At 41.3% G+C, this 26,081-nt stretch carries 18 protein-coding genes; 15 read left to right on the top strand and 3 right to left on the bottom strand.

What is annotated here, in order from left to right; all coding sequences use genetic code 11:
• The first annotated feature begins 847 nt into the window (after nt 1–847).
• From IQ276_RS39120 to IQ276_RS39110, 3 genes are all read left to right on the top strand, one after another.
• Nucleotides 848–1,249 carry a hypothetical protein gene (locus IQ276_RS39120; RefSeq protein ID WP_235116512.1) on the top strand — a complete coding sequence of 134 codons (402 nt, stop codon included), beginning with the start codon at nt 848–850 and terminating at the stop codon, nt 1,247–1,249.
• Complete coding sequence (locus IQ276_RS39115; protein WP_193913555.1) at nt 1,246–4,347, top strand: DUF3987 domain-containing protein; 3,102 nt, start codon at nt 1,246–1,248, stop codon at nt 4,345–4,347. The genes IQ276_RS39120 and IQ276_RS39115 overlap by 4 nt, the downstream gene beginning before the upstream one ends.
• Before the next feature lie 64 nt (nt 4,348–4,411).
• The gene (locus IQ276_RS39110; protein ID WP_193912686.1) at nt 4,412–6,082 is read left to right on the top strand and encodes a hypothetical protein; all 1,671 of its coding nucleotides are present in this window, start codon (nt 4,412–4,414) and stop codon (nt 6,080–6,082) included.
• 190 nt (nt 6,083–6,272) lie between these two features.
• Here the strand turns inward: IQ276_RS39110 and IQ276_RS39105 are convergent, their stop codons facing one another.
• The 3 genes from IQ276_RS39105 to IQ276_RS39090 form a co-directional block, all read right to left on the bottom strand.
• Nucleotides 6,273–6,920 (bottom strand): tyrosine-type recombinase/integrase, encoded by a 648-nt coding sequence (locus IQ276_RS39105; RefSeq protein WP_193912685.1) that lies wholly within the window; start codon nt 6,918–6,920, stop codon nt 6,273–6,275.
• 1,331 nt (nt 6,921–8,251) lie between these two features.
• On the bottom strand, nt 8,252–8,401 hold the full coding sequence (locus tag IQ276_RS39095; RefSeq protein WP_190881013.1) for a hypothetical protein: 150 nt from the start codon (nt 8,399–8,401) through the stop codon (nt 8,252–8,254).
• Complete coding sequence (locus IQ276_RS39090; RefSeq protein ID WP_193912684.1) at nt 8,380–9,057, bottom strand: hypothetical protein; 678 nt, start codon at nt 9,055–9,057, stop codon at nt 8,380–8,382. Before IQ276_RS39090 ends, IQ276_RS39095 begins: the two co-directional genes overlap by 22 nt.
• 649 nt (nt 9,058–9,706) lie before the next feature.
• Here IQ276_RS39090 and IQ276_RS39085 point away from each other — a divergent pair.
• From IQ276_RS39085 to IQ276_RS39030, 12 genes are all read left to right on the top strand, one after another.
• Nucleotides 9,707–10,303 (top strand): hypothetical protein, encoded by a 597-nt coding sequence (locus IQ276_RS39085; RefSeq protein ID WP_190881015.1) that lies wholly within the window; start codon nt 9,707–9,709, stop codon nt 10,301–10,303.
• A 79-nt stretch (nt 10,304–10,382) separates the two neighbouring features.
• On the top strand, nt 10,383–10,706 hold the full coding sequence (locus tag IQ276_RS39080; RefSeq protein WP_190881016.1) for a hypothetical protein: 324 nt from the start codon (nt 10,383–10,385) through the stop codon (nt 10,704–10,706).
• A 50-nt stretch (nt 10,707–10,756) separates the two neighbouring features.
• Nucleotides 10,757–13,576, top strand: coding sequence for a putative type IV secretion/conjugal transfer ATPase (locus IQ276_RS39075; RefSeq protein ID WP_190881017.1), 2,820 nt, complete (start codon nt 10,757–10,759; stop codon nt 13,574–13,576).
• 13 nt (nt 13,577–13,589) lie between these two features.
• Nucleotides 13,590–14,297, top strand: coding sequence for a hypothetical protein (locus IQ276_RS39070; protein ID WP_228042742.1), 708 nt, complete (start codon nt 13,590–13,592; stop codon nt 14,295–14,297).
• Nucleotides 14,298–14,591: 294 nt separating this feature from the next.
• Complete coding sequence (locus IQ276_RS39065) at nt 14,592–15,692, top strand: hypothetical protein (protein ID WP_190881019.1); 1,101 nt, start codon at nt 14,592–14,594, stop codon at nt 15,690–15,692.
• Nucleotides 15,693–15,697: 5 nt separating this feature from the next.
• The gene (locus IQ276_RS39060; RefSeq protein WP_190881020.1) at nt 15,698–16,489 is read left to right on the top strand and encodes a hypothetical protein; all 792 of its coding nucleotides are present in this window, start codon (nt 15,698–15,700) and stop codon (nt 16,487–16,489) included.
• Complete coding sequence (locus tag IQ276_RS39055) at nt 16,486–18,039, top strand: TrbI/VirB10 family protein (protein ID WP_190881021.1); 1,554 nt, start codon at nt 16,486–16,488, stop codon at nt 18,037–18,039. Before IQ276_RS39060 ends, IQ276_RS39055 begins: the two co-directional genes overlap by 4 nt.
• Complete coding sequence (locus tag IQ276_RS39050; protein ID WP_193912683.1) at nt 18,036–18,782, top strand: hypothetical protein; 747 nt, start codon at nt 18,036–18,038, stop codon at nt 18,780–18,782. The genes IQ276_RS39055 and IQ276_RS39050 overlap by 4 nt, the downstream gene beginning before the upstream one ends.
• A 6-nt stretch (nt 18,783–18,788) precedes the next feature.
• A complete protein-coding gene (locus tag IQ276_RS39045) occupies nt 18,789–19,988 on the top strand; it encodes a hypothetical protein (protein ID WP_193912682.1) in 1,200 nt (399 codons plus the stop codon).
• Nucleotides 19,989–19,990: 2 nt separating this feature from the next.
• On the top strand, nt 19,991–21,766 hold the full coding sequence (locus IQ276_RS39040; RefSeq protein ID WP_190881024.1) for a type IV secretory system conjugative DNA transfer family protein: 1,776 nt from the start codon (nt 19,991–19,993) through the stop codon (nt 21,764–21,766).
• 4 nt (nt 21,767–21,770) lie between these two features.
• Entirely contained in the window at nt 21,771–22,259 is a 489-nt protein-coding gene (locus tag IQ276_RS39035) for a relaxase/mobilization nuclease domain-containing protein (protein WP_190881025.1), read from the top strand.
• A gap of 47 nt (nt 22,260–22,306) precedes the next feature.
• Nucleotides 22,307–26,029 (top strand): DUF3854 domain-containing protein, encoded by a 3,723-nt coding sequence (locus tag IQ276_RS39030; RefSeq protein ID WP_228042741.1) that lies wholly within the window; start codon nt 22,307–22,309, stop codon nt 26,027–26,029.
• Nucleotides 26,030–26,081 lie beyond the last annotated feature (52 nt).

Raw genomic sequence — 26,081 nt, 5'->3', positions numbered from 1 at the left:
CAGGCTGGTAAAGCAATCTACAAACGCTATGGAAAAAGTTTAAACTTTTATTTCTTGCATAACTTCTCACTTCATTAGAAGTGGGCGTGTACCAAGATTAACAAGATTTTGCTTACTTCTACCAAAAACTATTATAAGATTTTACTATACATTTTTGTTTGTCTGAGTTGCCTAATTGGCTCTGTACTGCTATATACTGCAATAAAGTCTAAACTTTTTTGACGGTTAGGTACTTGCAAAATCGGTCAAAAGCTGAATTAGTGTCCAAGACGCAGGCTCAGCATTTGACAATCCTTGACTTCCACCTACGTCCTGGATCTGGTTGATTGAAACCTTTTGCAAATAAAAACCTTAAACAAATGTGGAGGAATTTAAAGCCAAAAATCAGAATCTTGTTAGATTCATGGCAGACAGAACTTTTGTAAGATCAAGCTAATAAAAACTAGATATGGAGGTTAAATTATGACAATAGCCACATTTAACGAACAAAGCGCCACTAAGGAGTAGGCGCTTCGTCTGTTCGTAAAATCCATCGTTTTTTTCAGAGCGGGAGTTGATCTCAAAGGTACAAAAAAAGTGGTTGTTGAAGTTTGGCGACAGAGACGACCACTGAAATTGTCCAAGAGCTTTATCCGCGCTTCAGCTCCATTATAGGAGTTACCGCAGAAAATGTCTATTTGCAGCGGTGAGTTTTGGCTGTCAAAATTTATAAGTTTGTGTAAAGTTAAGTTCTCTGGAGAGAAAACGCGAATTTTGTAGCTAAGAGTAGTAGCGCGTAATGCGATCGCCGTTCATCAGCAGAATGTAGAAGGCTGGTGTAGTGCGATCGCGGATTCAACCCCCTCTGATGCTTGAAAACCAACAATCAGGGGAATCCGTAGTGAAAGAATGTTCAACAAAAAGTCCTCATGCATTGCGCTTGGGGTTGCCAGAGACGGTAGGAATTGAGTTTGTGCCAGCGGGAGTGTGGCTGTCGGAAAATCTGCGAGTTCTATCAGGGAGTGCGCTAGCCCTTACACCGACTCATTGGAATGAGTACGGATTGGTGCTGGGTTCAATAGAACAGTTGCGCTCATTAGTAAAAGAACACCAACCAGATGTCGGGCTGCTAGTTATCATGTCGCCCGATTTTTTGTTGGCTGGGGTGATAGTTGTGTCAACTGGAGAAGCGTTTGCGTTTACCAGAGGATCTGCGGCATCGAAGGTTTTGGGTGAAATTTATTTGGGTGTAGCCGGGGGTGAGGTATGACTTGTGTAGTGGTAAATCGTGAGCAAATAGCGCAACACTTGGAGGCATTGGGTTACAAACAGGGAGATCCGGTATACCTGCGCTCGTTTTACCCCAGCGACGACCCACGCAAAGCAAACGATTCTGGCAGAAGTGCAGAGTCACGTAACCTCAAGCAGTTAGTACGAACAGCAACTGCATGGCAATCGGATGGCAGGGGAGTTTACTTCGTAGTCAACGGCGGCGGACAAAAAGATGACTTGGTGAGAGACTGCCGTGCCATTTTCTACGAGCATGACAACTTAGACAAAGAATTGCAACGTGAGTTATGGCGATCGCTGTGTTTACCAGAACCGAGCTTACAAATAGACACGGGTGGCAAATCCATCCATAGCTATTGGATATTGACTAGCCCAATCAGTCCTGAGCAATGGCGGAAATTGCAAACTGATTTACTCGAATATTCCTCGGGCGATCGCTGTTTGAAAAATCCGTCGCGGGTGATGCGACTGGCGGGGTGTTGGCATTTTGCAGCAAATAACATTCCTAATGGGCCCAGTCAGATAATTCTCAACACTAGTAAACAGTACAGCTACGACGAACTAAGGGCTATTATTCCTCAGTCTAAGACAGTAGTCCCGTCAATTCCACTAAATGTACCAAGTGGTGATGTACCGTTAGAATGCTGTTTAACTAAAGCAGACAGAGCATTAGTTGACTCTGGTGCAGTCCAGGGAGAAAGAAATAGTAAGGGTGCAGCACTCGCCCGTAACTTAATTGGCACAGCTGCTCGGTTAAACCATCTGAGGCATAGGTTTAATGAAGAACCACGGGCATTATTTGATTCTTACTGCAAAAGCTGCTCCCCTCCACTTGATACCAGGGAAGCAGATGCGATTTGGAAGTCAGCAACCAAAGATAATCCCACTGCCACACTTACGGATGAAGCCTTAGAGAACTGTATAAAATCGTGGCAGCGACAACAGTCAGTTAATTCTCAACCTCCACGGGGATTTGACTCCAAAAAGCAAACTGTCACTGGTGACAGCACCAAAAAAGGTGACAGTTCAAAGAAAGCCACAGACGAGATTGCGTCAACTGTCACCACTGTCACCAAGATTCTAGAAGCCGGGTTTACAGACTACGAAGAGACGCAAAAGATAGGAGAACTTCTAGATAGTACTAGTGTAAAAAAAGCTGCACTAGATCAAATAGTTTCTTCAATCAGAACCCGAATGGATGAGGTTCAGCCAGATGATGAAATTCGCCTAGAAAATTTGATTAACTGGCACAATGCCAAGTTGGACTTTAAACAAGCCTTGCCTAGTATGGCAGCGGACTTATTGCACGATGCAGAGATTCTTAATATTGAACCAATAGTCATCTGGCAACCATTGATGGCAGCGGTATTATCACTGGTTGGCAAGCGGATAAAGCTCTCTGTGGAATCTCATACAGTGCCAGCGATCGCCTGGACGGCCACAGTATTGGAATCAGGTGGTGGCAAAACCAGAGCCGATACCCTAGTGTTGACTCCGCTCAAACGTAAGCAAATTGAAGCTCGTAGGCGATATGAGAAGGAAGTAGGGGCATACCAGAATTGGCAGGGTGATGCCGAAGAGCGCCCACCCTATCCTTTAGAACGCAAATATATGTTTGAGATGGCAACGATTCAGGCCGTCATTAAACGCCTTTCAGAACAGAAAGACAATGGTGTGCTGTGGGCTAGGGATGAACTAGCAGGGTTGTTTAAATCGTTTGGGCAATTTAATAAAGGAGAAAACGAAGGGCTGGAATGTCTACTCAAACTGTGGGATGGCGCACCAGCACAAGTAGACAGAGTGTCGCAAGGTGACTCGTATGTGGTGGAAGACACAGCACTGTCACTCACCGGAGGGATTCAGCCGGGGATGTTCCGCAAAATCTTCAAAGACCCAGAAGATTCACAAGGGATGTTGGCGCGGTTCTTGGTAGCCAAAGCTAATACTCTCATGCCCAAACGTGTAAAAGGCTACTGTGTATTAGCTGAGAAATTACCTCCATTCTATGATTGGCTAGAGAATTGCCCAATGGGTATAGTCAAGCTGTCCAAGAGCGCAGACGCTTATTATACAAAGCTTTGTCAAGTGATTGGACAACAGGCATGGGCGACGACACAACCGGCGATTAGGGCGTGGATGTTCAAGCTGCCCACTCAGTTATTGAGGATTGCGCTGGCTTTGCACTTGATTGATTGTTATTTTGACCGGGACGGCAATAGCTCACGCAACTTTTGGGAATTATCAACACAGACATTGCAGCGAGCGGTAATGTTTGCACAGTACTACAAGAGTGCTTTCAATGTGGTGCAAGAGATGACGACCTCTAGCGACGATATTAGTTCTGTGCTGCTGAAAATCTGGGATGCAGCAGTCAGTAAAGATGATGGCATCACCTTAAGAGATGCTTACAGGAATATCAAGGCAATTCAATCTCGTGCCAAAGAGGCTCTTAGGAATGTCAGCGCTTACACTGCGGAGTTGTTCGGGAAGTTAGAGCGCATGGGCAAAGGCACGGTTGTGAAAATTGGTAGGCAAATAAAGTTTGTAGCTAATTTTACTGGTAGCGACCCTCCCACTCCTCCATCGTCCCAAACAGAGGGTGACATAGTGCCAATCGCCCAAACCTATGAGGTGCAACCAATAGAGCCGTCACCAATCAATCAACTGTCACCAGTGACAAACACTAGCGATGAGGATTGTCACAGTACAGTTGCAGTAAATGAAACCGTACTTACTGAGCTAGATAGCGATGTCTCCGACAAGCCGCTTGCGCGTCTACGCCCCCCTGGTACAGAAACAGTTATTTCTACTTCTGACCATCCTAATAGTCATGAAATAGATATTTCCAGTGATGGTGATACGGAAGCGTTCGCACACCAGATAGATGCTGGTGCAAAAGTGCGGGTTCATTTCCCCGGCAGCAAGAGACATTCAAAACTTGGGGTTGTAGCGAGGTTCGTTATAGAACAGGGTTTGAGAAAGGCTATTGTACTGCTAGAGGACATGCCAGAATCACTATCTCAGTTTCTCTGCCCTGTACCTGGTAGTGATGCGATGCGATTGGAGTTGATTACTTAGTTGGGTTTTAACTTGAGACTTCCCAAAAAAAATCAACCAACATATTATATAGTGGACAAATTCTATGCTGGCACTAGAACCACAACAACCATCAACACCTGATTACAGCGTTCTCAATAGCAGCATCAAAGAAACCCTCACTGCCATTGATCGCTTCGAGTTCCAGGCAATAGAGGAAATTGCCAAAATGCGTAATGAGCAGTTGTACGAGTATGGCGGATACAAAACCTTTACTGAGTACTGTGCTGGCGAATTGTCGGCATGGGGTGGCTATCGTAGAGTCAACCAACTATTGGGAGCCACAAAGGTAATCGAGGCTCTTGGTGAGTTGGGCGAACATATCAAAAACGAACGCCAAGCCCGTCCATTACTGCGCCTGGTCGAAGAACCAGATAAATTAAAGCAGGCTGTAGCACTGGCCTTAGAAGAAAATCCTGACCCTAGCCAATCTGACTTTGCAAGGGCAGCAAACAACGTGGTTCCCAAATCACCACGGAAAAAAACGGTTCAAAAGGAACCAATGGTTCCTAAAACCTCGGAACCAATGGTGACTAAAAAAGCTTCCGTCACGGTTGTAGAGTCATCGCATCCCCGTTATGGGCAGCAAGGAACCATAGATAAACCCCCGCCCAATGGTTGGCAACACCTTGTCACTTTTGATGATGGCGAGGAGCTGATCAATAATGATGACCTAGATGCCCCAAGTGTCCCCTTTCCCACACAGCGGACTCTACCACCAGAGTACGTAGAAGCGATCGCAGCCAGGGACGCACAGCATAAAGAAGAAATGCAACGCCTGGAGCAGGAATTAAGGATTGCCCTGGTGAACGAGGCAAGAGAATTAGCTCAACAGCAGTTAGCGCATGAGTTGCAATCAATACGAGAACTGTACAGAAAGGAAAAACAAGAGAAAATTCAGTTACAGCAGCGCGTAGATGAATTAGAGGGGCTGCGGCAGTTATCATCAGTCAGCCAACAACAACAGCAACGTATTGAGGAACTGGAACGCGCCGATAAGTCGCGTCCCGCGCAGGAATGGGGCAATACTATGACCAAACAAGCGACCAAAGTACTGAATCGGGAAGTCAAACGAGCCTTAGAGCAGACAATCGATTTGCGATCGCTTGCAGTGGAACCGCCGAAAGATAATGCCTCTGAGTGTCTGCGGCTTCTTGGGCTGGCTTTGGGTAATCTGGCGACGGCGATGAACAATACTCAAGCGCTAGAAGCAGCAGCTATCCTGATGGGCAGTGAGCCGACACCAGAAGCTCTAGCCCACAGAGCCGAACAATTGCAATTCGTGCCACAGGCTGTTAGTGAAATTAGGGGGGTGCTTGGTAAGCCTGGGTGTACATGGTCGGACTTTTGGAGTGTGGCTCAACAGTACGAGGTGATTCGACAAGACTACTGGACAGAACTTACCAGCGAAGAGAAACAGTTAATCGCTGCCCTTGAAGCTACTACCGAAATCCACATAGATGAACCGACCACGCAAGAGGCACAATCCCTAATCACTGCCACCGAAGAACCTGATACAGAACCCCTGAAGATTGGTGTTGGTTCCATTGTTGCCCACGCTGACCCATACCGTACCTTGTATCTCGAAAGGGGCGAAGTTATCCAAGACTTAGGCGAGGAAGTGATTGTGGCTTGGGATTGCTGGAAGGAGCGAACGAAAAAAACTGACAGGTACTCAAAAGACGAGTTGCGATTTTGGCAGGCCGAGAACAACTAAAAACTGTAATGTATTGCCTGGAGCCATCACCCCAGTTACGTAGGCTGGAGCAATAACAGTCTCAATTTTATCAATTGTTGCTCTCTTATATCTTGCTATTGAAATGGAAATGGCTTTTTTTAAAAAATCTCTCGAACCCAACTCTATTATTAATCCTGTCTAGATCAACTAACTCATATTTCCTGATCTATCACTCTGAGACGAAGTTAGTGTTCTTCGCACTCTCATTGTCAAAATTGCTGCTGCTCACGGATGGTGGTGAGAGCATTGACAACGCCGCGATCGCACCCCGTACTTGGGATGGTTCCACCTCTAAGTAATGTTGCAGTTGCTCCAAGCTGCGATGTCCGCTGATTTCTTGAATAACTCTCAATGGAATTCCGGCATTGCTCATTAATGTCAGGGCAGTTCTCCGACAACTGTGTGTGCTTGCTCCTTCTATGTCCACACGTTCACAGGCTTCTCGAAAGATCAGGCTTGCATATTCTGAGTGCAAGTGACTGCGCCCCCATCGACCGGGAAACAAAAAACCGTCACGGGAGTTTGTCGGTTTGTAAGTAGCTAGGAAGCACCTTAGTTCTTCCAAAATTGGAATGCTGCGGGTAGCTAGCTTCCCCTTGCTGTTGCCTTTGCGGATGATCAGTTCTGCTCTGATCCGTCCCTTGCTGTTATAAACATCTTTAATGTTTAGGGTAACTGCTTCATTGACGCGGCAACCCGTGTACAGCATCACGGCTATTAGGGTTCTATCTCGAACTGTAGTTAACCCCGAAGTGAACAGACGCTGGATTTCTTCCGGCGACAAAACTTTTGCCTTTCCGTGACGGTCAATTTTCACCCCAGATGCTACCCCCGATAGTTAATCATTATCGCCGATGCTCCCGTCCCAGGATTTATTTCGGTGAAAAAAGTGTGGAACTGTACTGCAATGTGTACTAGTTTCTCTACCGTTTCCCTTTCCCTGTTCACGGACAAAGTGAAAATTGTGGCAGTTTGTCAGCAACAGAATACCCCCGTCACCTGTAGCCAGAACGAACCTAAAGATAGGTGAAAAAAATAAACTAAAAATGGCTTTATAGTTAATAAGTGATATAAAAATTTAAAGAGCATACTCTTAACAGTTAACTACACAAATATTACAGGTGTAGGTTTGGGTTAAAGAAAACGGGCAAAGGTGCTTATTTTAAGAAACTTGTACAAAATTCTTCCCTGCTTCTGTTGCTTTCATACCAAATCAAGCTTATCGGAATAGCCCGCTATTTAATCGCTATCACGCCATAAAACTATAGAGTCATTTTCAGTTTATTTTTTGAGAGTGGTTTGATTCCTCTATAAAAAATTCTTCAAAAAACGGACGTGTAAAACTTGCGTACCAAAAACTCAAACTTTTCTCCGATTGATTCCGAACTTGTCCTGAATCAATTTTCAGGGTGAACGCCGAGATGCTCCCTGATGGGCGAAGGAACTTTAGGTGATTGCGAGTTAGTTTATGATGTCGTAAATTACACATTTAAAAATACAACTTTAACATCGAACAAAACCCCCGTGCTGTATCATGATATTTGTCTAGGTAAAGAAATAAGTTGATGGTAGGTTCATTTAGCCTATTTACCTAGATGAGTATAATGCAGAAAGTTTTACTGCATAGCGATGCCTACGGTAATCATAATTGCGTAAAAAAAGTATTTTATATCACAAAAAGCACAGTAATACAGAGGGCATAAGGGAAGGCACAGACATCGTTTGGCATGGTGGTCTGCAAATTCCCGCTCCTTTTAACACCCTCGATCTTGGCTCATATAAAGGATTAGTTTTTGAGAATCATAATTAAGTTTTTGCCGACCAATGGTCGGCAAATTGCGATTTTCATAGAGCGATCAGCTACGCTGGCCGGTTACGCCATCGCTTAGTATAAGCATGAAGTAATCAATGACTGCAAAACTTAAGTATAAAAAACTACAAAACTTTGCTAAATAACTGATGTGCGTGAGCAAAACTATTTACTGGCTGAACGAACTTAGAAACGGCGATCGCTGTTGACTGCGCTGCTCACATCAAAGCAATTTTGGGTTTCACTGTTCCCTCTGACCCCAAACCGATTTGGCTGTTGGGGTTGTTGTTAGACCAACTGGGGTTAAAGTTAACTTACCGCAAGCAGGGGACAAGGGGTCAACAAGTTAAATTATTTTCTTTATCTAAGAAAGAATTAGACTTGAATTGCGTTGGTTGGTTGTGGTGTAGATGGAGGAAGTCGCCGCGACTGAACTGCGATCGCTCAAAGCGACTGTGGCTGATTTTTACGATTGCGTCTTCTTCCATTCTTCGAGAGTCAAGCAAGTTTTCCCAGTGGGTATTAATCCTGTGGTTGCTGACACACCGAAATTTGTCAGCGCATAATTTTCTACTTCTGCGTCCTTGAAGGCTTGTTCTACTACTGTTTGCTTTTCCTGCTTTGACAGAGCTTCAATCTTCACGTTTGCTGCGGTAGGAACAGCATTCGTTTTATCTCTGGTGAAATTTTTTACATTATAAAATTGCTCTTGTTCTGGCTTACCTGAGTTCAAGCATCCTTTAGACTTGACAAACAATCCTGTAGCCCAATAGCTATTAACAAAGTGTTGCTTATTAACAAACTGCACCCCATTAGCTGCCCAGACGTAAACGGGATCAACATATCCTTTAGTTTTGGGAATTTTAGTTTCGCTACATCTTACTCCATCCCGCTTCCTACTTCTATAATCTCCGCATACCTTCCAAGTTATTCTATATAAGTTAGGTGTCTCTTCTACATATTGCCTTATTTGCTCCTGTACTTCCTTATCTTTTTGGCTTTGCTCATCATCACTTGCCGCCGCATAAGCCTGTTTTAAGTCATTCTCTGCCTGAGCAACCTTGTCTCTTTCAGACTGGCAAGCTCCTAAGCATAGTCCTACACCTATTGAAACAAGTGCTGTAAATATTTTTCTTTTATTCATAAATACTCCAACAAATGATGCGTGAAAATTGTAAGAATTCAGCACCCAGAAGTCAGAAGCCAGAATTTAAAAGCAATGAGCGTATAACTCTTCTATTGATTGAAAAGAATTCACTCTTCTGCAACATTCTGGCTCCTGACTCCTGAATTCTGACTCCGGACTGAAAATTAATTTCCAATTTCCTTGCTTGACCAAATATCTACTTCTAACGAATGCTGAAGTACAAGCTGCAAGTATTATACATATTTGTTATATACATGCAATCAAGTTTTAACAGTTTTTAGTTATGATGCAAAACATGGTGAGGTATCGAAGGGAAAGTTGAATTTATGGAAAGCGGCGATACTTAAAGCTAATTTAAATATTTGACATCATAAAGCTAGCCAATAGTCAATCCCCCCTATTTGACACTTACTGAAGAGATAGTACAGATATTTATACTAAGAAAAAAAATATAAATGTAAGTAAATCAAGCAAAAAGACCGATAATAGAACAAAGAATTTTTATCTATGTAGATTATTAATGTTAGTAATATTACTCCAGTACTACAGTTCTGTTTTTTTCAGTACCAGAGTACGTCGATTTTAGATTTGACTTATTCAAGAATGTGCGTATTCCTCAAGACATCGTTCAGGAGAACGAAAGCAGATGCGTACTGACTACGAATACCCAGAAAGTTTTTCCGCTTCGGCAACAGCAACCCTCTCACCTGACCCAAAGAATGACAGGGCGAAAAAAAACACACTTACACTCATGGGTGTGACTGGTGTGTTGATGATAGCAGAGATGTCCGTCCACAATATATTGATGGGTGGATTTATGATTGCGTCTGCCATCGTCATTGCCTTGCCGAAACAGTCACAAGCATTATTTACTAACTTCGATAAAGTACAACGAAAGTATGGAGTTAATCTCTACGCTGTGTTGTTTGCGCTGTTAGCAGTAATTTGCCTAATTGATTTTGCGGCGGCTCCAGCTAATGCTCAGTTTTTCAATAATGCTCAAACTTGGATGTCCAACACTTTTGGTAATGCCGGCAATGGACAAACAGCAGCAGTTATCGCACTTTTTTTCAATGTATTGAGAGCTTTATTCCTATTGTATGTTGGTATTAGTCTAGTTCGGATTATTCAATCTGCCCGGAATGATGAAGACTGGCAGACGCTAGCAAGAACTCCATTAATCATAGTTATGGCAGTTTTTGTTGGAGATTTAATTACTGGTTTAATTGTTCAGGTTCAGTAAGAAAGCTTTTTAAGTTATCAGTTATTGATAAATACGTATTTACATTAATAGCTGATAATTTTTTATTAAATCAATAAGTATGTCAACGAAACATGATTTTCGGACAGTAAATAGGATTTTAGGAGAAAGACCAAGACTAGGGCCATTCCCTGCCGACCAAATATTTCCCTGGGCATTAATAGCAGCAGCCAATGTATTTATCTTTAATTATCTACTGAAAACAAGTTGGTTAGGCACAGGATTAAGTATTTTTTGGGGATGGGCAACATGGTGGACAATTTCTACAAATAAAGACTTTTTTGGTAAGTTCGTCAGCGTCCCTCGGATTAGTAGGGGATATATGAGATTTCAATCAATACAACAGAAGTCGGAAGTCGGAAGTCGAAAGCCGGAAGAAAAATAAGTTCTAAGTTCTAAGTTTTAAGTTCTAGTTAAATTTCAGTTATTGATATTATGGCAAAATCTTCTAATCAGGCTAAAGATAAATTAGGTAAAGTCGCATTAGGAAACGAGCAGATTAGTGTTGTCAAAATGCTCACTCCCTTTGAAGATATTATCCATTTAGCGGGAATTTGTGAATTAAACTTAGGAGGTAGGCAGGGCGTAGGCGCATTAATTCTCAAAAAAGGTGAAAATATTCAAATCAAATTCTGCTTTGATTGTTTAGGGATTCATCCGAATTTACAATCAGAGCAAATGCTGCCGATATTTGAGGGCATAGAAGCCGGACTAAAAGAAATTCCAGAAGGCGAAAGCCTCACAATACACTTAGGTTCTTTTACGTCTGATTATCACCGACAACAAGAACTGTCCAAGCTAGAGAGTAATTGTCATATTGACCAATTAAAATTGTTAATACGTAGTGAAAGATTAAGGGCTAAGGAACTAACGCAAAGTGGAGTTAGAAAGAATAAGTTTTTGAGACTCTGGTGTACTTACACTGTTATTGATGACGATGAACAGTCTAAAGATTTTATAGAATCTATTATTAAAAAATTAGAAAAGGGCTGGTTTCGCTTTACAGGTGAAATTCACGCCCAGAACAATACTAGAATTGAAAATATTCTCCAAAATTCCTTTAGCAATGGTTTTTTGCAATGGTCAGCCATACTAAGTAATAAAATGAAACTTGGGATTAGGGTGCTGAGTGCCCAAGAAATATGGGAAATAAATTGGCAGCAATTCAATCTGTCATCGCCACCAGCAATTCCTAATCCTCTAAAGATAGATTCCGCCAATGGACTAGTAGAAACTCAAACTAGTGATTTTCATATCCGCCACCAGATGTTAGAGAATGAGCTATCCGTGCCATTCTTTGATAGGAAATGGGTAAAAATCCAAAATAAATATGTTGGGGCGCTCAACTTCAGCCAAAAACCAGGGGGCTGGTATGACGAACAAGCCCAACTGCGATATCTATGGGAACTAATCTCTAGAGATAGTATTTATGATACAGAGGTTATTTGTCAGCTAACAAAGGCGAATCAAACTATCTCTAAAACAAATCTTCAACGGATTACCAAGCAATCAATTACTAACACTTCTTTATCTACAGGAAAAGGGAACATTGATGTCAAATCAGGTATGAATATTGAGGAATCACTTGAGGCGCAAAAGACAATATACAAAGGGAGTGTAGTTGTGCATACCGCAACAGCTTTTCTGGTTCACCGCCCAACTATTAGGGAATTAGATGAAGCTTGTCGATATCTTGCCAGCTATTTCTTGCGTCCGGCGGTAGTTGACCGGGAGATTGAATACGCTTGGAAGACATGGTTGCAGTGTTGTCCGTTTGTTTGGGAGCCGTTGTTAACCAAGCCTTTTAACCGCAGACTACCATATTTTAGTTCGGAAGCACCAGGGCTGATGCCTTTGATCAGGACTGCCACAGGAGATCGGACTGGGTTTGAGTTAGTTGCAGAAGAGGGCGGCACACCAGTACATCTGGACTTATACCAGAATCATAAGAATTTGGCAGTCTTCGGTGCAACTCGTTCAGGTAAATCAGTGCTGGTGGCAGGTATTCTTACCCCTGCACTTGCACAAGATATTCCGGTAGTAGCACTGGACTATCCCAAACCAGACGGGACATCCACTTTCACTGATTACACTAATCTACTTGGTAAAGATGGGGCATACTTTGACATCTCTAAAGAATCAAACAATCTCTTTGAACTACCTGATTTGCGCTCTTTGGATGCAGAACTGAGAAATGAGCGATTGAACGATTTTAAGGAATTTCTTAAATCAGTGCTGATGACAATGGTGATAGGGACGAGCATGATTGGTGTCAGCCCAACGATTACCACTAATATTGAGTCAATCATTGCTTTAGCTTTAAAAACATTTTTTAATGATGATGAAATTAAATCACGTTACAAGTCAGCAATACATTTTGGATTTGGGACTCAATATTGGAGCGAAACTCCGACGCTCAAAGATTTTTATAATTTTTGTTCTCCAGCTTTTATACAATTAGATTCTATTGCTAGTAAGAGTCAAGAGATTTCCGAAGCATTAAACCAGATTAGGCTGAGAATAAATTATTGGTTGAATACTAGGGTCGGGCAATCCATCTCACGCCCATCCAGTTTTAGAACTAATGCCAAATTGTTAGTATTCGCTTTACGTAATTTATCGAGTGAAGCTGATGCAGCGATTCTTGCTCTTAGTGCCTATGCTGCTGCATTACGTCGCGCATTATCATCAAAAGCTTCGATATTCTTCCTTGATGAAGCACCAATTTTATTCCAATTCGATGCGATCGCTGATTTGATTGGGCGATTGTGTGCCAATGGTGCTAAGTCTGGTATCCGCGTCATTATTTCTGCCCAAGAACCAGAGACTATATATCAGAGCAAAGCTGCACAGAAGATATTTGCTAATATCACTACACGTTTAGTAGGCAGAATTCAATCATCAGCCGTTGACCCGTTTATTGTTCGCTTTAAATATCCAACTGTTATCATCAGGGTCAACAGTACAGAAGCTTTTTATCCAAAAAAGGAGGGAATTTATTCTCAGTGGTTGCTTGACGATAATGGCAAGCTAACTTTCTGTCGCTATTATCCTGCTTACTGTTTATTAGCCTCAGTTGCTAATAATCCCAACGAGCAGGAATTACGCAGTTTGTTTCTTAAACACTATCACAATAATCCTATGCTTGGGTTAGTCAAATTTAGTGAGGATTATATCAGAATGATTCGGGGAGAAGAGTTATCAGATTTGGCTAAAACATTGCTCTCAAATTTACATTTAAAACAGGTGGCGTAAGATGAAACCAATCATGAATAAATTGACTCTTGGTGCGATAACTTCTGCGACTTTTGTCAGCTTATTTATTGCTGCACCTAGCTATGGCATCAGCATCAACGATTTTTTTAGTTCTATCGTATCGGATCTTCAAGGAGAAGTTTCGGAAATTCAAACCTGGGCTAAAGATGAGATTAACAGTGGTTGGGCTGACATCAAAGAAAATGCGTCAGCTGCAATTAATAGTTCTATCGGACAATTGGGTGCGCCCGACCCGATTGCTTCGGCTGAACAATTGAAAAATACGCTCAAAGATGATTATTCTTATCCTGTCGCCCAAGAAAAAGCACAGAAGCTGGAACGTAACCTAGCTTTGGCTTCTGTCGCTAGCGTCGTCAGCGAAAAAGGACAGCAGCAAACTCAAGAAAAAATTGATACTACTGCACAAATCGTTAAGCTTGCAAAAGATATTTCTGATGAAGCTCAGAACATGGATGCCTCTCAAAACGTTCTCAAGGCGATCGCCGCTCAGAACGGCTTAATTGTGTCAATGTTGGCACAGCAGCGTACTGATTCTTTATCAGCCCGACAGGACAATGCTTACTCGAACCTGATGCTGACGCAAGTGGCAGATCATCTTGACTCCCAACGGAAAAAGGAGAACTCCGAAGAAGATGGCAGATTATCTCTAGTACATGAAGTCATACTTAATGCACGGCTAGATCCTACTTCTGCTGACTGATTAAAAGGTATAGAAACGCAGTAGGAGGTAAAGTTACAAGATAAAAATTCAGCACGGGCTAAACGCCCCGCTATCCATGTACAGGAGTCAGAAGTCAGAATTTATAAAAGGTTTGATATTCCAAGTACATTTATGAGTCAAATGAGTTTTTGATTCTTCTACTGTTCTGAATCCTGACTTCTGACTTCAGAATAGCTGAATTCTTACGTTACAAGAGCTTTCTCTTCCTATACAAACAATGAACTAGCGTTCAAATATCTGACCAAATTACTGTATTGAGCAAGGATTTAAATCATGTTTTTACTAGCCCAACTAGATGGTGGCGATTTAGCTGATTTAGCAAAAGAAAATTCAGCTTCAATAGCGCAAGGGTTTGATGAGCTTTGGAACGAGACTATTACAGGTGGTGTTTATTCAGCAATTTGTACAGTTGGTGCTTTATTTGCTGTAGCAACACTAACTTTCTTCGTCGTTGAATGGACAAAGAAGATGATGAATGGGGAAGAGCAAAGAGCTTATACAGACTTCATTTGGCCGTTAATAGTAATTATTTTACTCAGTAATAAGGGGGATGTACTAGGAAAGTCAACTTTGGGGATTAGAAACTATATTAATAATGTAAATAATATAGTTCTTAGCGAAGCAGCGGCAGGAATTGACCTCAAGCAAGCATACGAAAGTGCATTGGGAACTGAAGCAGCACGTAGTGCTATTGGTATTGCTGTAAATAAATGTAGAAATTCATCTTTAAGTCAACAAGAAGAGATCAACTGTTTAGATCAAGCTAAAGAATATTTAACCAAAAAATATCCAGATAAGTTTAAAAAGAATAATGGAGTTTTTTCTTGGTTTGTAAATGCAGTAGATGGTGCAATCGATGCTTTTAATGATGTTAAAGATGGGAAAGCAAATGGACTTGATTTAATTTTATCTCCCATTAATGCTTTTGTTGGGTCTGCTGTTACTGACATAGTTACGATAATTTTAGTCGGAATGAATGGGGCTTATCAATGGGGAATTGAACTGACTATGCTCGTAACAGCACTGCTGGGGCCTATAGCTGTTGGTGGTTCTCTGCTACCTTACGGAGCTAAATCAATTTACAGTTGGTTAGTAGGGTATTTCAGTGTAGGTTTTGGCAAGCTCTGCTTCAATATCATTGTTGGTTTCGCCGGGCAATTAGTCGCTGATTCTAAATCTTATCAGCCAATGTTCTTCCTATTTACAATTGGTATAATTGCGCCATTCTTAGCTACAGGTTTAGCGGCTGGTGGTGGCGTTTCTGTTTTACTTCAAATTAATAAAGCTACTGAAACTTACAGTGGGATTGCCATTGAGATTGCTAAAGGTGTTGCTACTAAAGGTGGTAGTTTAGTCGGGAAATTAGCTAAATAAAACCTATGTTGAATCCCAAAAATAAAACTCAACCAAAAGAACCATTACAATTACTTAGTTACAACAAATATGTAACAACAAGAGTTGGGATAATTTCTCTAGCTGGATTTTCAATGGCTGCGCTTTCTCTGTTATTACAATTTCTAAGTTATGGAGCGATTAGTGTTTTAAATAAAAAACAGTTGGCATTAGTACAACTCTCATCAGGAGAGACAATTGCCGCTAGAGCAGTAGACCCAAAAGAACGGTCTGATGAAGTAATTAAAAAATTTGTATCTGATACATTTATTACTACGTTTAATTGGGATGGATTAGTAAAAGCATTTAATGAGAAAGGAGAACCTATCACTAAGCAAGATACTGGGGTAGAAGTAGGCAGAGTTAATAATAAATCTAATAGTAGGGTTACGACTAGAGCCTATGATGCTGCATTTGCTTTAAGTGAAAATGAAGGATTTCGCCCCGCCTTTCTCAAGAAATTAGCATCAATCACTCCGATAGGTGTATTCAATGGTGATACTCAAGTATCTTTAATTCCTAGATTCATATCCCAACCACGTCAAATTAAATCAGGGAAATGGGAAATAGATTTTATTGGTACGCTGGTAACTTTTGAGCGTGAATATAACTCAGGTAAAGGAATTGCTTTCAACAAAACCGTTACAGTTTCTTCAATTTCTAATCCAGAATATATCCCAGCTAATACCACTGAGTTAGCTAAGAAGATTTATGCAGCCCGTCACGCCGGATTAGAAATTACAGAAATTGTAGATTTAAACTTCGGGAGAAAGAAATGAGTGAAAACAACAGTAAAGGGTCTGGATCAACTATAGACAAATTACTAAGTATGGGTGATGCTGACCATAAAAATAACCCTGACAAACAGCTAGAACCGGAAAGTTTATTAGTTCCTACTAAGCACAATTTTGTTACTTCTCCTTGGTCACGATTAGGGATAATTGCTGTGCCTTTTGGAGTTGGATTTTTAGCTATATTTTTGATACTCAATGGAGTATTTAATCCTTCTCCACCGGAAAAGATTGCTCAAAAGCCAGGGGAAACTATTACTGCTACAGAACAAACACAAGATAGTGAGGGGGATGGTGACGCTCGTGCAAAACTAGCTCTGTCGGATCAAGAAGATGAGTTAGGTCGCATTAACAAAAATAAATTTGACCAACCAGCGCCAGTACCAGTTTCAGTAAACCAAAAGGTCGTGCCATCTAGCCCACCATCTCCACGACCTGCGCCACGTCCTGTTCAAAATATACAACCACGTCGCGTAGTTCAGACTACATCACAACCGATTAGAACCTACACTCAGCCATTAACACGCACGAGTTTTTCTCCAAGACCTTCTATGGGAACGCGGGCAGTAGCGCCCCTAGATCCCCTTGAACAATTGAACAAACTCCGCAGCATCGGTTCTTACGGCAAAATTGCTTATGCCGAAACTAGCACCAGCAAGCAATCTTCATTAGATCCGGATCTTGCTCAAGTAGTTCAAAATCAACCGAATGAACAAACACATACAAATAATCTTGACCAAACCACGCCGCAAAACTCAAGCGGCTCGATTGAAAAGATCCGCCCCAAGTGGAAAGCGATTTCTAAAGTTAACAAGATTACTTTAGCTAACAATTATTTACCTCAAGAAAGCCAAATTCTTCGAGGTAAACAAACTCGTTATTTGACAGTTGGCTCATTTGCTACTGGTGTGATTGTTACCCCATTAGTTCAAACCACAGTTAATAGTTCAGGACTTGGACAGACACAAACACCAACCTCTAATAACACTAAATCTATTGCTAGACTGCAAGAGGATTTACGCGATAACTATGGGCAAGTGGCAATCCCTTCGGGAACAATATTTGCAGTCGAATTAGCTTCGGTTGATGGGGGCAGTTACGCTATCGCCTATGTTCAGGGCATTATCAAAGATAATACAGAATATCCTATTTCTGCGGGTGCGATTTCCGTGACTGGGGAAGGTGGTAGACCCCTGTTGGCTCGGAGATTTCAGGACAGGGGTGGCGAGATTGCCCGTAGTGACTTGTTTGGTGGCGCTGTGTCTGCATTGGGGAAGGTTGGGGAGATTATGAACCAACCGGATAGTGAAGAAGAAATTCTTGATGAATCCACAGGCAGGATTCGCACACGTAGTAGTGGCAATCAGCGCAATATTACTGGTGCGTTAATGTCAGGTTTTTTTGGTCAAGTTAGTCAAAATCTTAGTCAACGCAATCAACGTGCTACTAAAGAAATTACTTCTCGCCCTAATACTTGGTTTATTCCACAGGGAACCAAAGTTACCTTTAATGTAAATCGCTCTTTGGAGTTGCCATGAAAAGCGTAATTAACACAGTTACAAGCGGCACTCTAGCGTTGGCTCTCGCCCTGACTCCAATATCCACAATTGCCGCTCCAGTTGTTCGCACCATCTTTCAATCAATGGCTAGTGGAGAGCAGGCCAAACTACAAACTATTAACGTTTGGAATGGTCACGGGGTAGCAATTTCTTTCTATGAAATTGGCGAGACAATTAAAAAGGTTTGGTTAGATGACCCATCGCAAATTCTGCTTGACACAGACGGTTGCTTAGAGGGACTGGATCAGAATTGCTCTAAAGGAGGTGCTGGGCTAATTCATTTGCGGCGGATCAAGAGAGTAAACATTCCCGGAATACCGCAAACATCTACCACTTTGTTAACAGTAGTTACGGAGTCATCCTCTGGTGAACGCAAGACTTACAGTTTTCGACTAGCAACAAGTAATGGCACTCCTAAATATAGTCAGGTGACAATCAAGCTCGATGTGGCACGAGAACAAACAATCCTAAAACCTCAATTGCAATCATTAGTTAAAACACAGCAAACAATTAACCAAATTCGAGGCGGTATTGTTGTTGCTATTAGAAGTGGATGGATGAATCAGCAAGATGAACTACACCAACGCTTGCAAAAGTTAATCGGTTATTTACAAGCAGGGGATGACATTTCTACTGCTGCTAATAAGGCTTCTGTCTCTCAAGACTTAGTTAACAAATTAATTGCTTTGAGCAATAGTTCTGATAATTTAACACGGCGGTAATGGCTTATGAAATCATCTTTACGATCCAATGATAACGCTTTACGTTACTTCATTTTTTTTGGTTTAGTAGGTAGCTTATTTATTCATAGTTTCATAAAGTATGGTCTATTGAACTCTTTTGTAGGGTTTTTGCTGCCCAGGGCTTCGGCACAAGTACCCATTGTAAATTCACCCAATGGGTTTACTCCTGATTGGTCGCGTTTGAAATTCGGCGACATGATTATTTCTGAAAGTAGCAGTGTTACCTACCCAGGTACAAGAGGTACAGAAACTAGAACCTGGACGGCAGGACAAAGCATTAGCGAGTTTATGGAACTGGGGGATTTTGAAACACCTCAATTAGCAATAGAAAATTTAAATCTCTCAACCATAGCTTCAGTACAAGGAATCAGTTTAAGTGGGTTAACATTAGATGATTTTCAATTAACTCAATGGCAAACTTTAGCATCTTTAACCAAAGCGATCCCTGGTTTAGGTAATAGAAATGTCAGAAGTGTTGAACCTGTCAGCGATTTCTTGAGAAGATTTGGAATTACTGGAGGCACAATAGGTAACGCCAGCCGAAATTCTCGTTTACGTGACGTTCCATTAGGAAGAGTAATAAATTTAAAAAATTACTCACTAACATCTATTTCCGACATTCAAAACACATCTATTAATAGATTTGAGAATTGGCAAGACTCCAAAATTAATGGAGTACCTGGATTGTCCACTCTCACCTGGGATAACCTACCAGGACTGCGAACACTTGACCTTTCATTTGTTGCCAAAGTTGATCTGCCATTGGGAGATATTGAAGCTAACCGTACCCGCTCCATATCTGGTAGCTACCAAGATGGCTTTAATGTTCCCTGTCTACAAAATAATTGCGCTCATACGGAAATGTCAGGCATTGGTAAGACTACTGGAACACAGTGGATATCCGGGAAATTCCAAAAGGTTAATGGTGGATTTGGCATTTTAAAAGCTCTTAATAATGGTAAAGAGCCTACTGGCAGGAACCCCTTTGGCTCTAGTTTTAAGCAAGTAGTTTGGAATATTAATGAAGCGAGTGGTTCTGTCGAGACTGCTATGTTTTTCCGCATCTGCAAAACTATACCCTTCATTGGTCGCACTTGCAGCCCCTACTTCATAGGGCCTGTACCTTTTATTGAGTACCAGGAGAAAGACCCTATCGTTCTTGGGCAACCTAATTCTCTACCTTAAATATGAGCAAATCTTTCAAAGTAAATAGCGCTAATCCTCAAGGATTTCGATTTGAGCAATTACAAAATCCTTCAGACGCAATTGGCAAATACACTCATCATTTATTTACCCCCAATGGGCTAACAGTTTTGTCTTTACTTGGTGCTTATATTTTGATGAGGGTATTTTTTGGCGATGGTAACAAGAAGAAAATTGCTACTTCTTATTGGGGTGGAGCTAAAGAAACTGCTACTGCTCAGAAAAAGGCTATCTTGCAAATTGCCAATCCCCAATGTGATAGTGCGGCACTTTACATTGGTAAGCATCAGGGAAAAGGTGGTGGCACTACTTTCTATATCCCTGATGTGCAAAGAGGTACGGCAGTCATCGGCGCTCCTGGTAGTGGAAAAACATTCAGCGCCATTAACCCAATGATTTACTCGGCAATTGATCAGGAATTTCCATGTATAGTCTACGACTTTAAGTATCCTTCTCAAGCGAAAGTTGCTGCCTACGCCAAATACAAGGGCTATGATGTTCACATCTTTGCACCGGGATTCCCTGAATCTGAAGTCTGCAATCCTTTAGATTTTCTCCGGGATAGTAGTGATGCCGAATCGTCCCGACAAATTTCAACCGTCATCAATAAGAATTTCCGACTTCTGGGCAATTCAACTGAAGATGGGTTCTTTGGCCCTTCGGGGGATCAGCTGACTCAGGCAATTCTAATGTTAGCTAAAGAGTTCGGTCAATTCGCAGATGTTATGACTTGCGCCGCGATACTTTCTAGCGAACAAATGGTCAAACGCCTGATGGCTGCTTCTCTCAATCCTTGGGTAAAAATTGCCTTTGGGCAACTGTTCAGTTCTGCTGCATCTGAAAAGACTGTTGCAGGCATTGTTGCAACTGCCAGTATTATGTTTACTCGCTTTATGGCCAAAAACACACTAGGCTGCTTCATTGGAAAGACGACTTTACCTTTAGAAATTAAAGGTAAGCAAATGATTATCTTTGGGTTGGATAGAGAGCGCCGAGATGCAGTAGGGCCTCTCATGACCAGCATTTTACACATGACCATCGCCCGTAACATTGCCAAAAAGCGACTTGATCCACTCATCGTTGCACTGGATGAATTACCCTCGATTTACTTACCTGACCTGTACAGATGGCTCAACGAATCTCGTTCTGAGGGCTTCTGCGGTATTATCGGCTTCCAAAATATGGGGCAGCTTGAGAAAAATTACGGTAAAGATATCGCTAAAGCTATCCTTGGCGCTTGCAGCACTAAGTTTATATTCAATCCTGGTGAGAACGAGTCGGCGCAATTATTCTCCAACTTCTTGGGTGATGAAGAGATTAAGTACAAGCAAAAAAGCCGTTCTACTGGGGGTAAAAATAATAGCACGAGCATCAGCGACCAAGAAAAAACGAGAAAGCTTTTTGAATCGGCTCAATTTCTGAAGTTAATTGCTGGTAAATGCGTTTTCATTAACCCAACTTATGCTAATAAAAAGGAAGGTTCAGTTCCACTGTTGAAAACTATTAAAATTTCTCAGCCTCTCAAAAATATTGAGAAATACAATCAACTAAAATGGGCGAGAATTGTTAGTTTACTAGCTAGGAGAAGTACGCAGAAATTTCCCTCTGGGCAAGATTTAGCTTTGCGAGTTAACCAAGTTGAGTTACGCTTTCCCATTCCCCAAAATCCTCAAGCTGTTTCTAATAATCCCGGTCTGACATCAAAAAAAGTTGGCAGCATGGTTAATCAAGACCAAGTTCCTTCTGATATCGGGTTTTAATATTATGAAAATGACTATTGAAGAATTGAAGATTGATAATTTTGAATTAATTAAAACTTTATCTCAACAGTATATTTTCGCTAATGGTAGTTTCATTGACATTAATCTGACTCCAACTCAAATCATTGACAATTTTAATACCTTGTCTGGAACTAGACCAAGACTTAAGAGTTTGGGAATCTATATTGTCATCAGTTTGAAAAATATTTATATTAACCTAAATCAACAATTATGTATTCAAATTGTTAATCAATATATTCATGGTATTGGCTGGTATGATTTGCAGTACATTTGTTTTTTTGATATTAATCCAAGTAACGTTTACATTCATATTATTTTTAATCGGGTTACTCCCCAAGGTAAGCTCATTGATATAAAATACTTGGGGGCTAACTGGCAACAATATGAGGTTTTACGTCAATCTTGTTCTCGGATCTTAGAAAACCCTGCTAATAATAAATATTTACAGAGACGCTGCAACTGTTGTCCCTAAGTAAGAGTACATCACAACGCACAGTATATAAATAACTAACAAAAAATATGTTTGATGAACGACATTTGCAACTTACTTCTGCCTACGCTAGAACTAGTCAGCATTTTATTAGAGCTTTTATTTATCCTTTAGGAGAGTTTATTTACAAATCAATAGAATCAGCTATTGATTTAAAATGTCGAATTGAAATAGGGGAAGAAACTTATTTTCTTTCTCCTGATGAGGATGGTGGCTGGAAATGGTCTAAAGGTAACTTTGAAGGTGTAACAGATGAGGAAATAGAACAAGTAGAAGAGATAATGGCATATTTATTGCCTAAACTTCTTCCCGGCAGTAATGATATAACACCGTCGAAATTTCCTCCTGAGCCTGATTTACCTCCAGTTTTACCTAACCCCAATTCCCCCTTAATTCTTCCGCCTTCTGCCACATCTGTTGAGTTTTTAACTATACAGATGTGGCAGAACACCCAGGAATATCTACCTATTCAAGACCAAGATAATGTAGGTTTAAATGCTTCCATCCATAGAAATGTTTTTTTTACAGTTGAAAGCGCCAACAATGGCATAAGTAGTAAAAAACTTGAGCGACAAAATACTCAACATATCCCGCCTCACCCAGAACATATTGATCCGCAACATTGGCACGAACTCGTAGTAGGCAGCGCGATCGCACCAGATATTGCACATCTCAACTTCTCTAGTCTTCATTTTAGCTATGTCGGTGGCGAACATGAAGCTTGGGAACGGCTCATGATCAGCGACAAACTCTCACGTACAAATACAGGTAGCCTCTCTATTAGGCTTTTAGAACTCTATTCCCATCTAGATGCAGGTGGCTGGTGGTGTAATTCAGGAGTAGACCCGCGCACATTTGCTAATCTTACCCCTGGTGAGCAACCTCAAGTTAAAGAATGGGGATGTTATAAGCCAAACCGCCCCAGACCCAAAACCGTGAAAAAAGATGGGTTCACTGTTGCGGTTGAAGGCAAGTTCATCAAATATGAGCATCCACCATCAGTTGATTTGAGTATTTTCTTGCTAGATGTCCCAGGCGTGATTGCCCAAAATATTTACTCAAAAGCTGGAGTAAACCCCAGCGATAGCGATCGCTTGAGTGGTTTTTGGTATTGTGTGTATAAACACAACATTCCCATCACCATTACCGAAGGGGCGAAGAAAGCAGCCAGTCTGTTAAGCCAAGGTCACGCAGCCATCGGACTACCAGGAATTTCCTCCGGCTATCGCTCACCTAAAAACGAGTGGGGCAAGAAAATTGGTGATTCCTATCTGGCTGATGAGTTAGCTGTTTTCGCAACTTCTGGTAGAGAAATCAAAATCTGCTTTGATCATGAAACTAAGCCTGAAACTAAGCTCAATATCCAAAGAGATATTTGTCAGACAGGAAGCTTATTACAAGAATTTGGTGCTGTCGTTAAAGTAATAACGCTGCCAGGGCCGGATAAGGGTGTAGATGATTTTATAGTGGCACAGGGAGGAGAAAGTTTTGAAAAGCTATCTGCCGGGGCTATAGCTCTAGAGTCATGGCATCAAAATCAACTTGATAGAAAACGTTTTACTATCAAGCTCAAAGATGGCACAGTCAAAACAATTGATCAACAAAAAGGAGATTTTACTGTGACAGATGCTCCCGAATTAGAAGCAAACATTGGTGTATTTAAAAAAAGTCGTGCTAAATCACCTATTGACCCTGGTTCACAGATTATAGATATAAAAGTTATTGATTCAGACATTATTCATATAGATGTTACCCCTGAGTCAACCCAACCAACTGAACCGCCTGTGATTCCACAAAACACAAAAAGCATTAGTTCTTGGGCTAAAAAAGAAAATGTTACACTTTATGAGCCTAATTTTTTTAGAAAGCGCCTAGAAGCTAGCGAGAATAAACAAATAGCTTTTGCTGCTTATACTTTGTTAAAAAAATATGGTGTTGAGGCTAAAGATGAACAACAGCAGACCAGTGGCAAAATCTACCATGCTGATGCTTTTGTAATCAAGAATCATGGTGCTGATAAATACAGTATCTATCGTCGTCATAATAATGTAGAGTTAATAACTTTTCAAGCTGATAAATGGGGACATGTAGGCAATATTAAACTTTCTTACACAGAAATAGAGTCTGAGCCAAAAATTTGGAGAGAAAAACAAAGTAAAGAAGGCAGGAGGCAGAAGGCAGAAGGCAGAAGGGATAGCGAAGCGTTAGCGAGTCCGCGAGCGTCAGAATTTGACCCTGGCTCTAACCCCGCTCAATTCTTGTCCACCAAATCAGAGATTATGGTGGGGGACGTAAGAACATGTTCCCTCTGGTCACGGGCAGAGAGCGAAAACAGTATTCCTTCTGCCTCCTGCCCTCTGCCCTCTGCCTTTCTTGTTAACATTCTGCCTATTGAAAGGCAGGAGTTTTTGTTAGTGGCTGACTACCTCAAAGCTGGTAAAGAATTGCCCTCTGTTGATGAAGACCCTCGCAAAATAGCCTCTGTCGTTGGTTCAGTCTCTCCTAAAGGCACACACAATATTTTAGAAAGTTTCAAAGAAAACGAGGTATTAAAAATTCTCACACAAACTATTACTAGCTTCGAGAAAGACGATTTAACCTTGGGCAATTACCGGATTCTTTTTCAGCAAACCAGTGACAATACATCTACTCTGCAATTACTCAAAACTGAACACAATGGTACAAATCGGGAAGCTGTTCGTTTTCAGTTTGAGAAAACTGACACTGGGATGACTCATCAAGTCCAAGCGATGGCTATCACTGAAGCTGATTTGGAGAAGTTAAGACTATTAGCTCAAAAACTGCATATTAATTACAAAGCATTATTTGGCAACCCGACAGACACCCGTGACATCGACTTGCCCGTTCATCCCGAAATTACCCGTAATTTAGACAAAGAGCAGTCATATCAATCTACTCAATCTACGTCCAACGTACCAGATCGCAAGACACAATCAAACCTACAAGAAGCAAGCTCTAATTCTCCTTCTGCAAAACAACACAACGCTGTATCACACTCAACTACACCAACACCATCACAACCAACAAAACGATCCAAATTTTCTTCTGGATTAGATAACGCTGTGCTACCACTACATCCAGTTTTGAAACAATATTGGGAGCAGTTAGAAAAGGATGGTTCAAGTCATGAGACTGTAGCGCAAGGACATTTAGAATTTCAATCTAAAATTCAGCAAACTGGAAAATTAACTGTTGGTGAACAACGTGAACTTTACCAGCAGATTCAAAATCTTGCCTGGAGCGAGATCAATCATTTTGGGCGTACTGATATTGTGCTTCCACCATTAGCTTACATTGTTAATGATTTGCGTTCGCACGTTCTTACAGAACCACAGCCACAGTTTTCTTCTGACCCAAAACGTGATAGGCTTATGCCTCTTCACCCTGACATCGCCTCTCATTGGCACGGTTTAGAAACTAATAATGCTTGGTCTAGTGTTGCCAATCAGTACAACAACCCTTTACGGGAAAAACTTTCAAAAACTGGCAAGCTGACTATTGGGGAGCAGCGTGAACTTTACCAGAAAATTCTCCTTCAAAGTCAATTCGAGCAGCACAACAAAGGGCAAACGAATATCTCACTTCCTCCTTTGAGTGATGTGATTCAGGATTTGCTCAATACTCGTAGCCAGGTTATTAACAATACTTATACGCCCAAGGTTAAAGTACATTCCCAAAAATCTCACACTCCACCACAACCTACTACTAATTCAGAGGAATTAGAATTATGAAAAGGAGTCAGAAGTCAGAATTCAGGAGTCAGAATACCCCATGTCTGTTCGC

The sequence above is a fragment of the Desmonostoc muscorum LEGE 12446 genome (assembly GCF_015207005.2).
Lineage (GTDB): Bacteria > Cyanobacteriota > Cyanobacteriia > Cyanobacteriales > Nostocaceae > Nostoc > Nostoc muscorum.
This window is presented reverse-complemented; position numbering and strand designations above follow the sequence as displayed.

What these genes read in the sequence shown, in the direction of transcription:
- IQ276_RS39075 (WP_190881017.1), top strand. Translation starts at nt 10,757, where the DNA reads ATGGCAAAATCTTCTAATCAGGCTAAAGATAAATTAGGTAAAGTCGCA.
- IQ276_RS39035 (WP_190881025.1), top strand. Translation starts at nt 21,771, where the DNA reads ATGAAAATGACTATTGAAGAATTGAAGATTGATAATTTTGAATTAATT.
- IQ276_RS39070 (WP_228042742.1), top strand. Translation starts at nt 13,590, where the DNA reads ATGAATAAATTGACTCTTGGTGCGATAACTTCTGCGACTTTTGTCAGC.
- IQ276_RS39095 (WP_190881013.1), bottom strand. Translation starts at nt 8,401, where the DNA reads ATGGAAGAAGACGCAATCGTAAAAATCAGCCACAGTCGCTTTGAGCGA.
- IQ276_RS39085 (WP_190881015.1), top strand. Translation starts at nt 9,707, where the DNA reads ATGCGTACTGACTACGAATACCCAGAAAGTTTTTCCGCTTCGGCAACA.
- IQ276_RS39110 (WP_193912686.1), top strand. Translation starts at nt 4,412, where the DNA reads ATGCTGGCACTAGAACCACAACAACCATCAACACCTGATTACAGCGTT.
- IQ276_RS39065 (WP_190881019.1), top strand. Translation starts at nt 14,592, where the DNA reads ATGTTTTTACTAGCCCAACTAGATGGTGGCGATTTAGCTGATTTAGCA.
- IQ276_RS39030 (WP_228042741.1), top strand. Translation starts at nt 22,307, where the DNA reads ATGTTTGATGAACGACATTTGCAACTTACTTCTGCCTACGCTAGAACT.
- IQ276_RS39090 (WP_193912684.1), bottom strand. Translation starts at nt 9,057, where the DNA reads ATGAATAAAAGAAAAATATTTACAGCACTTGTTTCAATAGGTGTAGGA.
- IQ276_RS39060 (WP_190881020.1), top strand. Translation starts at nt 15,698, where the DNA reads ATGTTGAATCCCAAAAATAAAACTCAACCAAAAGAACCATTACAATTA.
- IQ276_RS39120 (WP_235116512.1), top strand. Translation starts at nt 848, where the DNA reads ATGCTTGAAAACCAACAATCAGGGGAATCCGTAGTGAAAGAATGTTCA.
- IQ276_RS39080 (WP_190881016.1), top strand. Translation starts at nt 10,383, where the DNA reads ATGTCAACGAAACATGATTTTCGGACAGTAAATAGGATTTTAGGAGAA.
- IQ276_RS39050 (WP_193912683.1), top strand. Translation starts at nt 18,036, where the DNA reads ATGAAAAGCGTAATTAACACAGTTACAAGCGGCACTCTAGCGTTGGCT.
- IQ276_RS39055 (WP_190881021.1), top strand. Translation starts at nt 16,486, where the DNA reads ATGAGTGAAAACAACAGTAAAGGGTCTGGATCAACTATAGACAAATTA.
- IQ276_RS39115 (WP_193913555.1), top strand. Translation starts at nt 1,246, where the DNA reads ATGACTTGTGTAGTGGTAAATCGTGAGCAAATAGCGCAACACTTGGAG.
- IQ276_RS39045 (WP_193912682.1), top strand. Translation starts at nt 18,789, where the DNA reads ATGAAATCATCTTTACGATCCAATGATAACGCTTTACGTTACTTCATT.
- IQ276_RS39040 (WP_190881024.1), top strand. Translation starts at nt 19,991, where the DNA reads ATGAGCAAATCTTTCAAAGTAAATAGCGCTAATCCTCAAGGATTTCGA.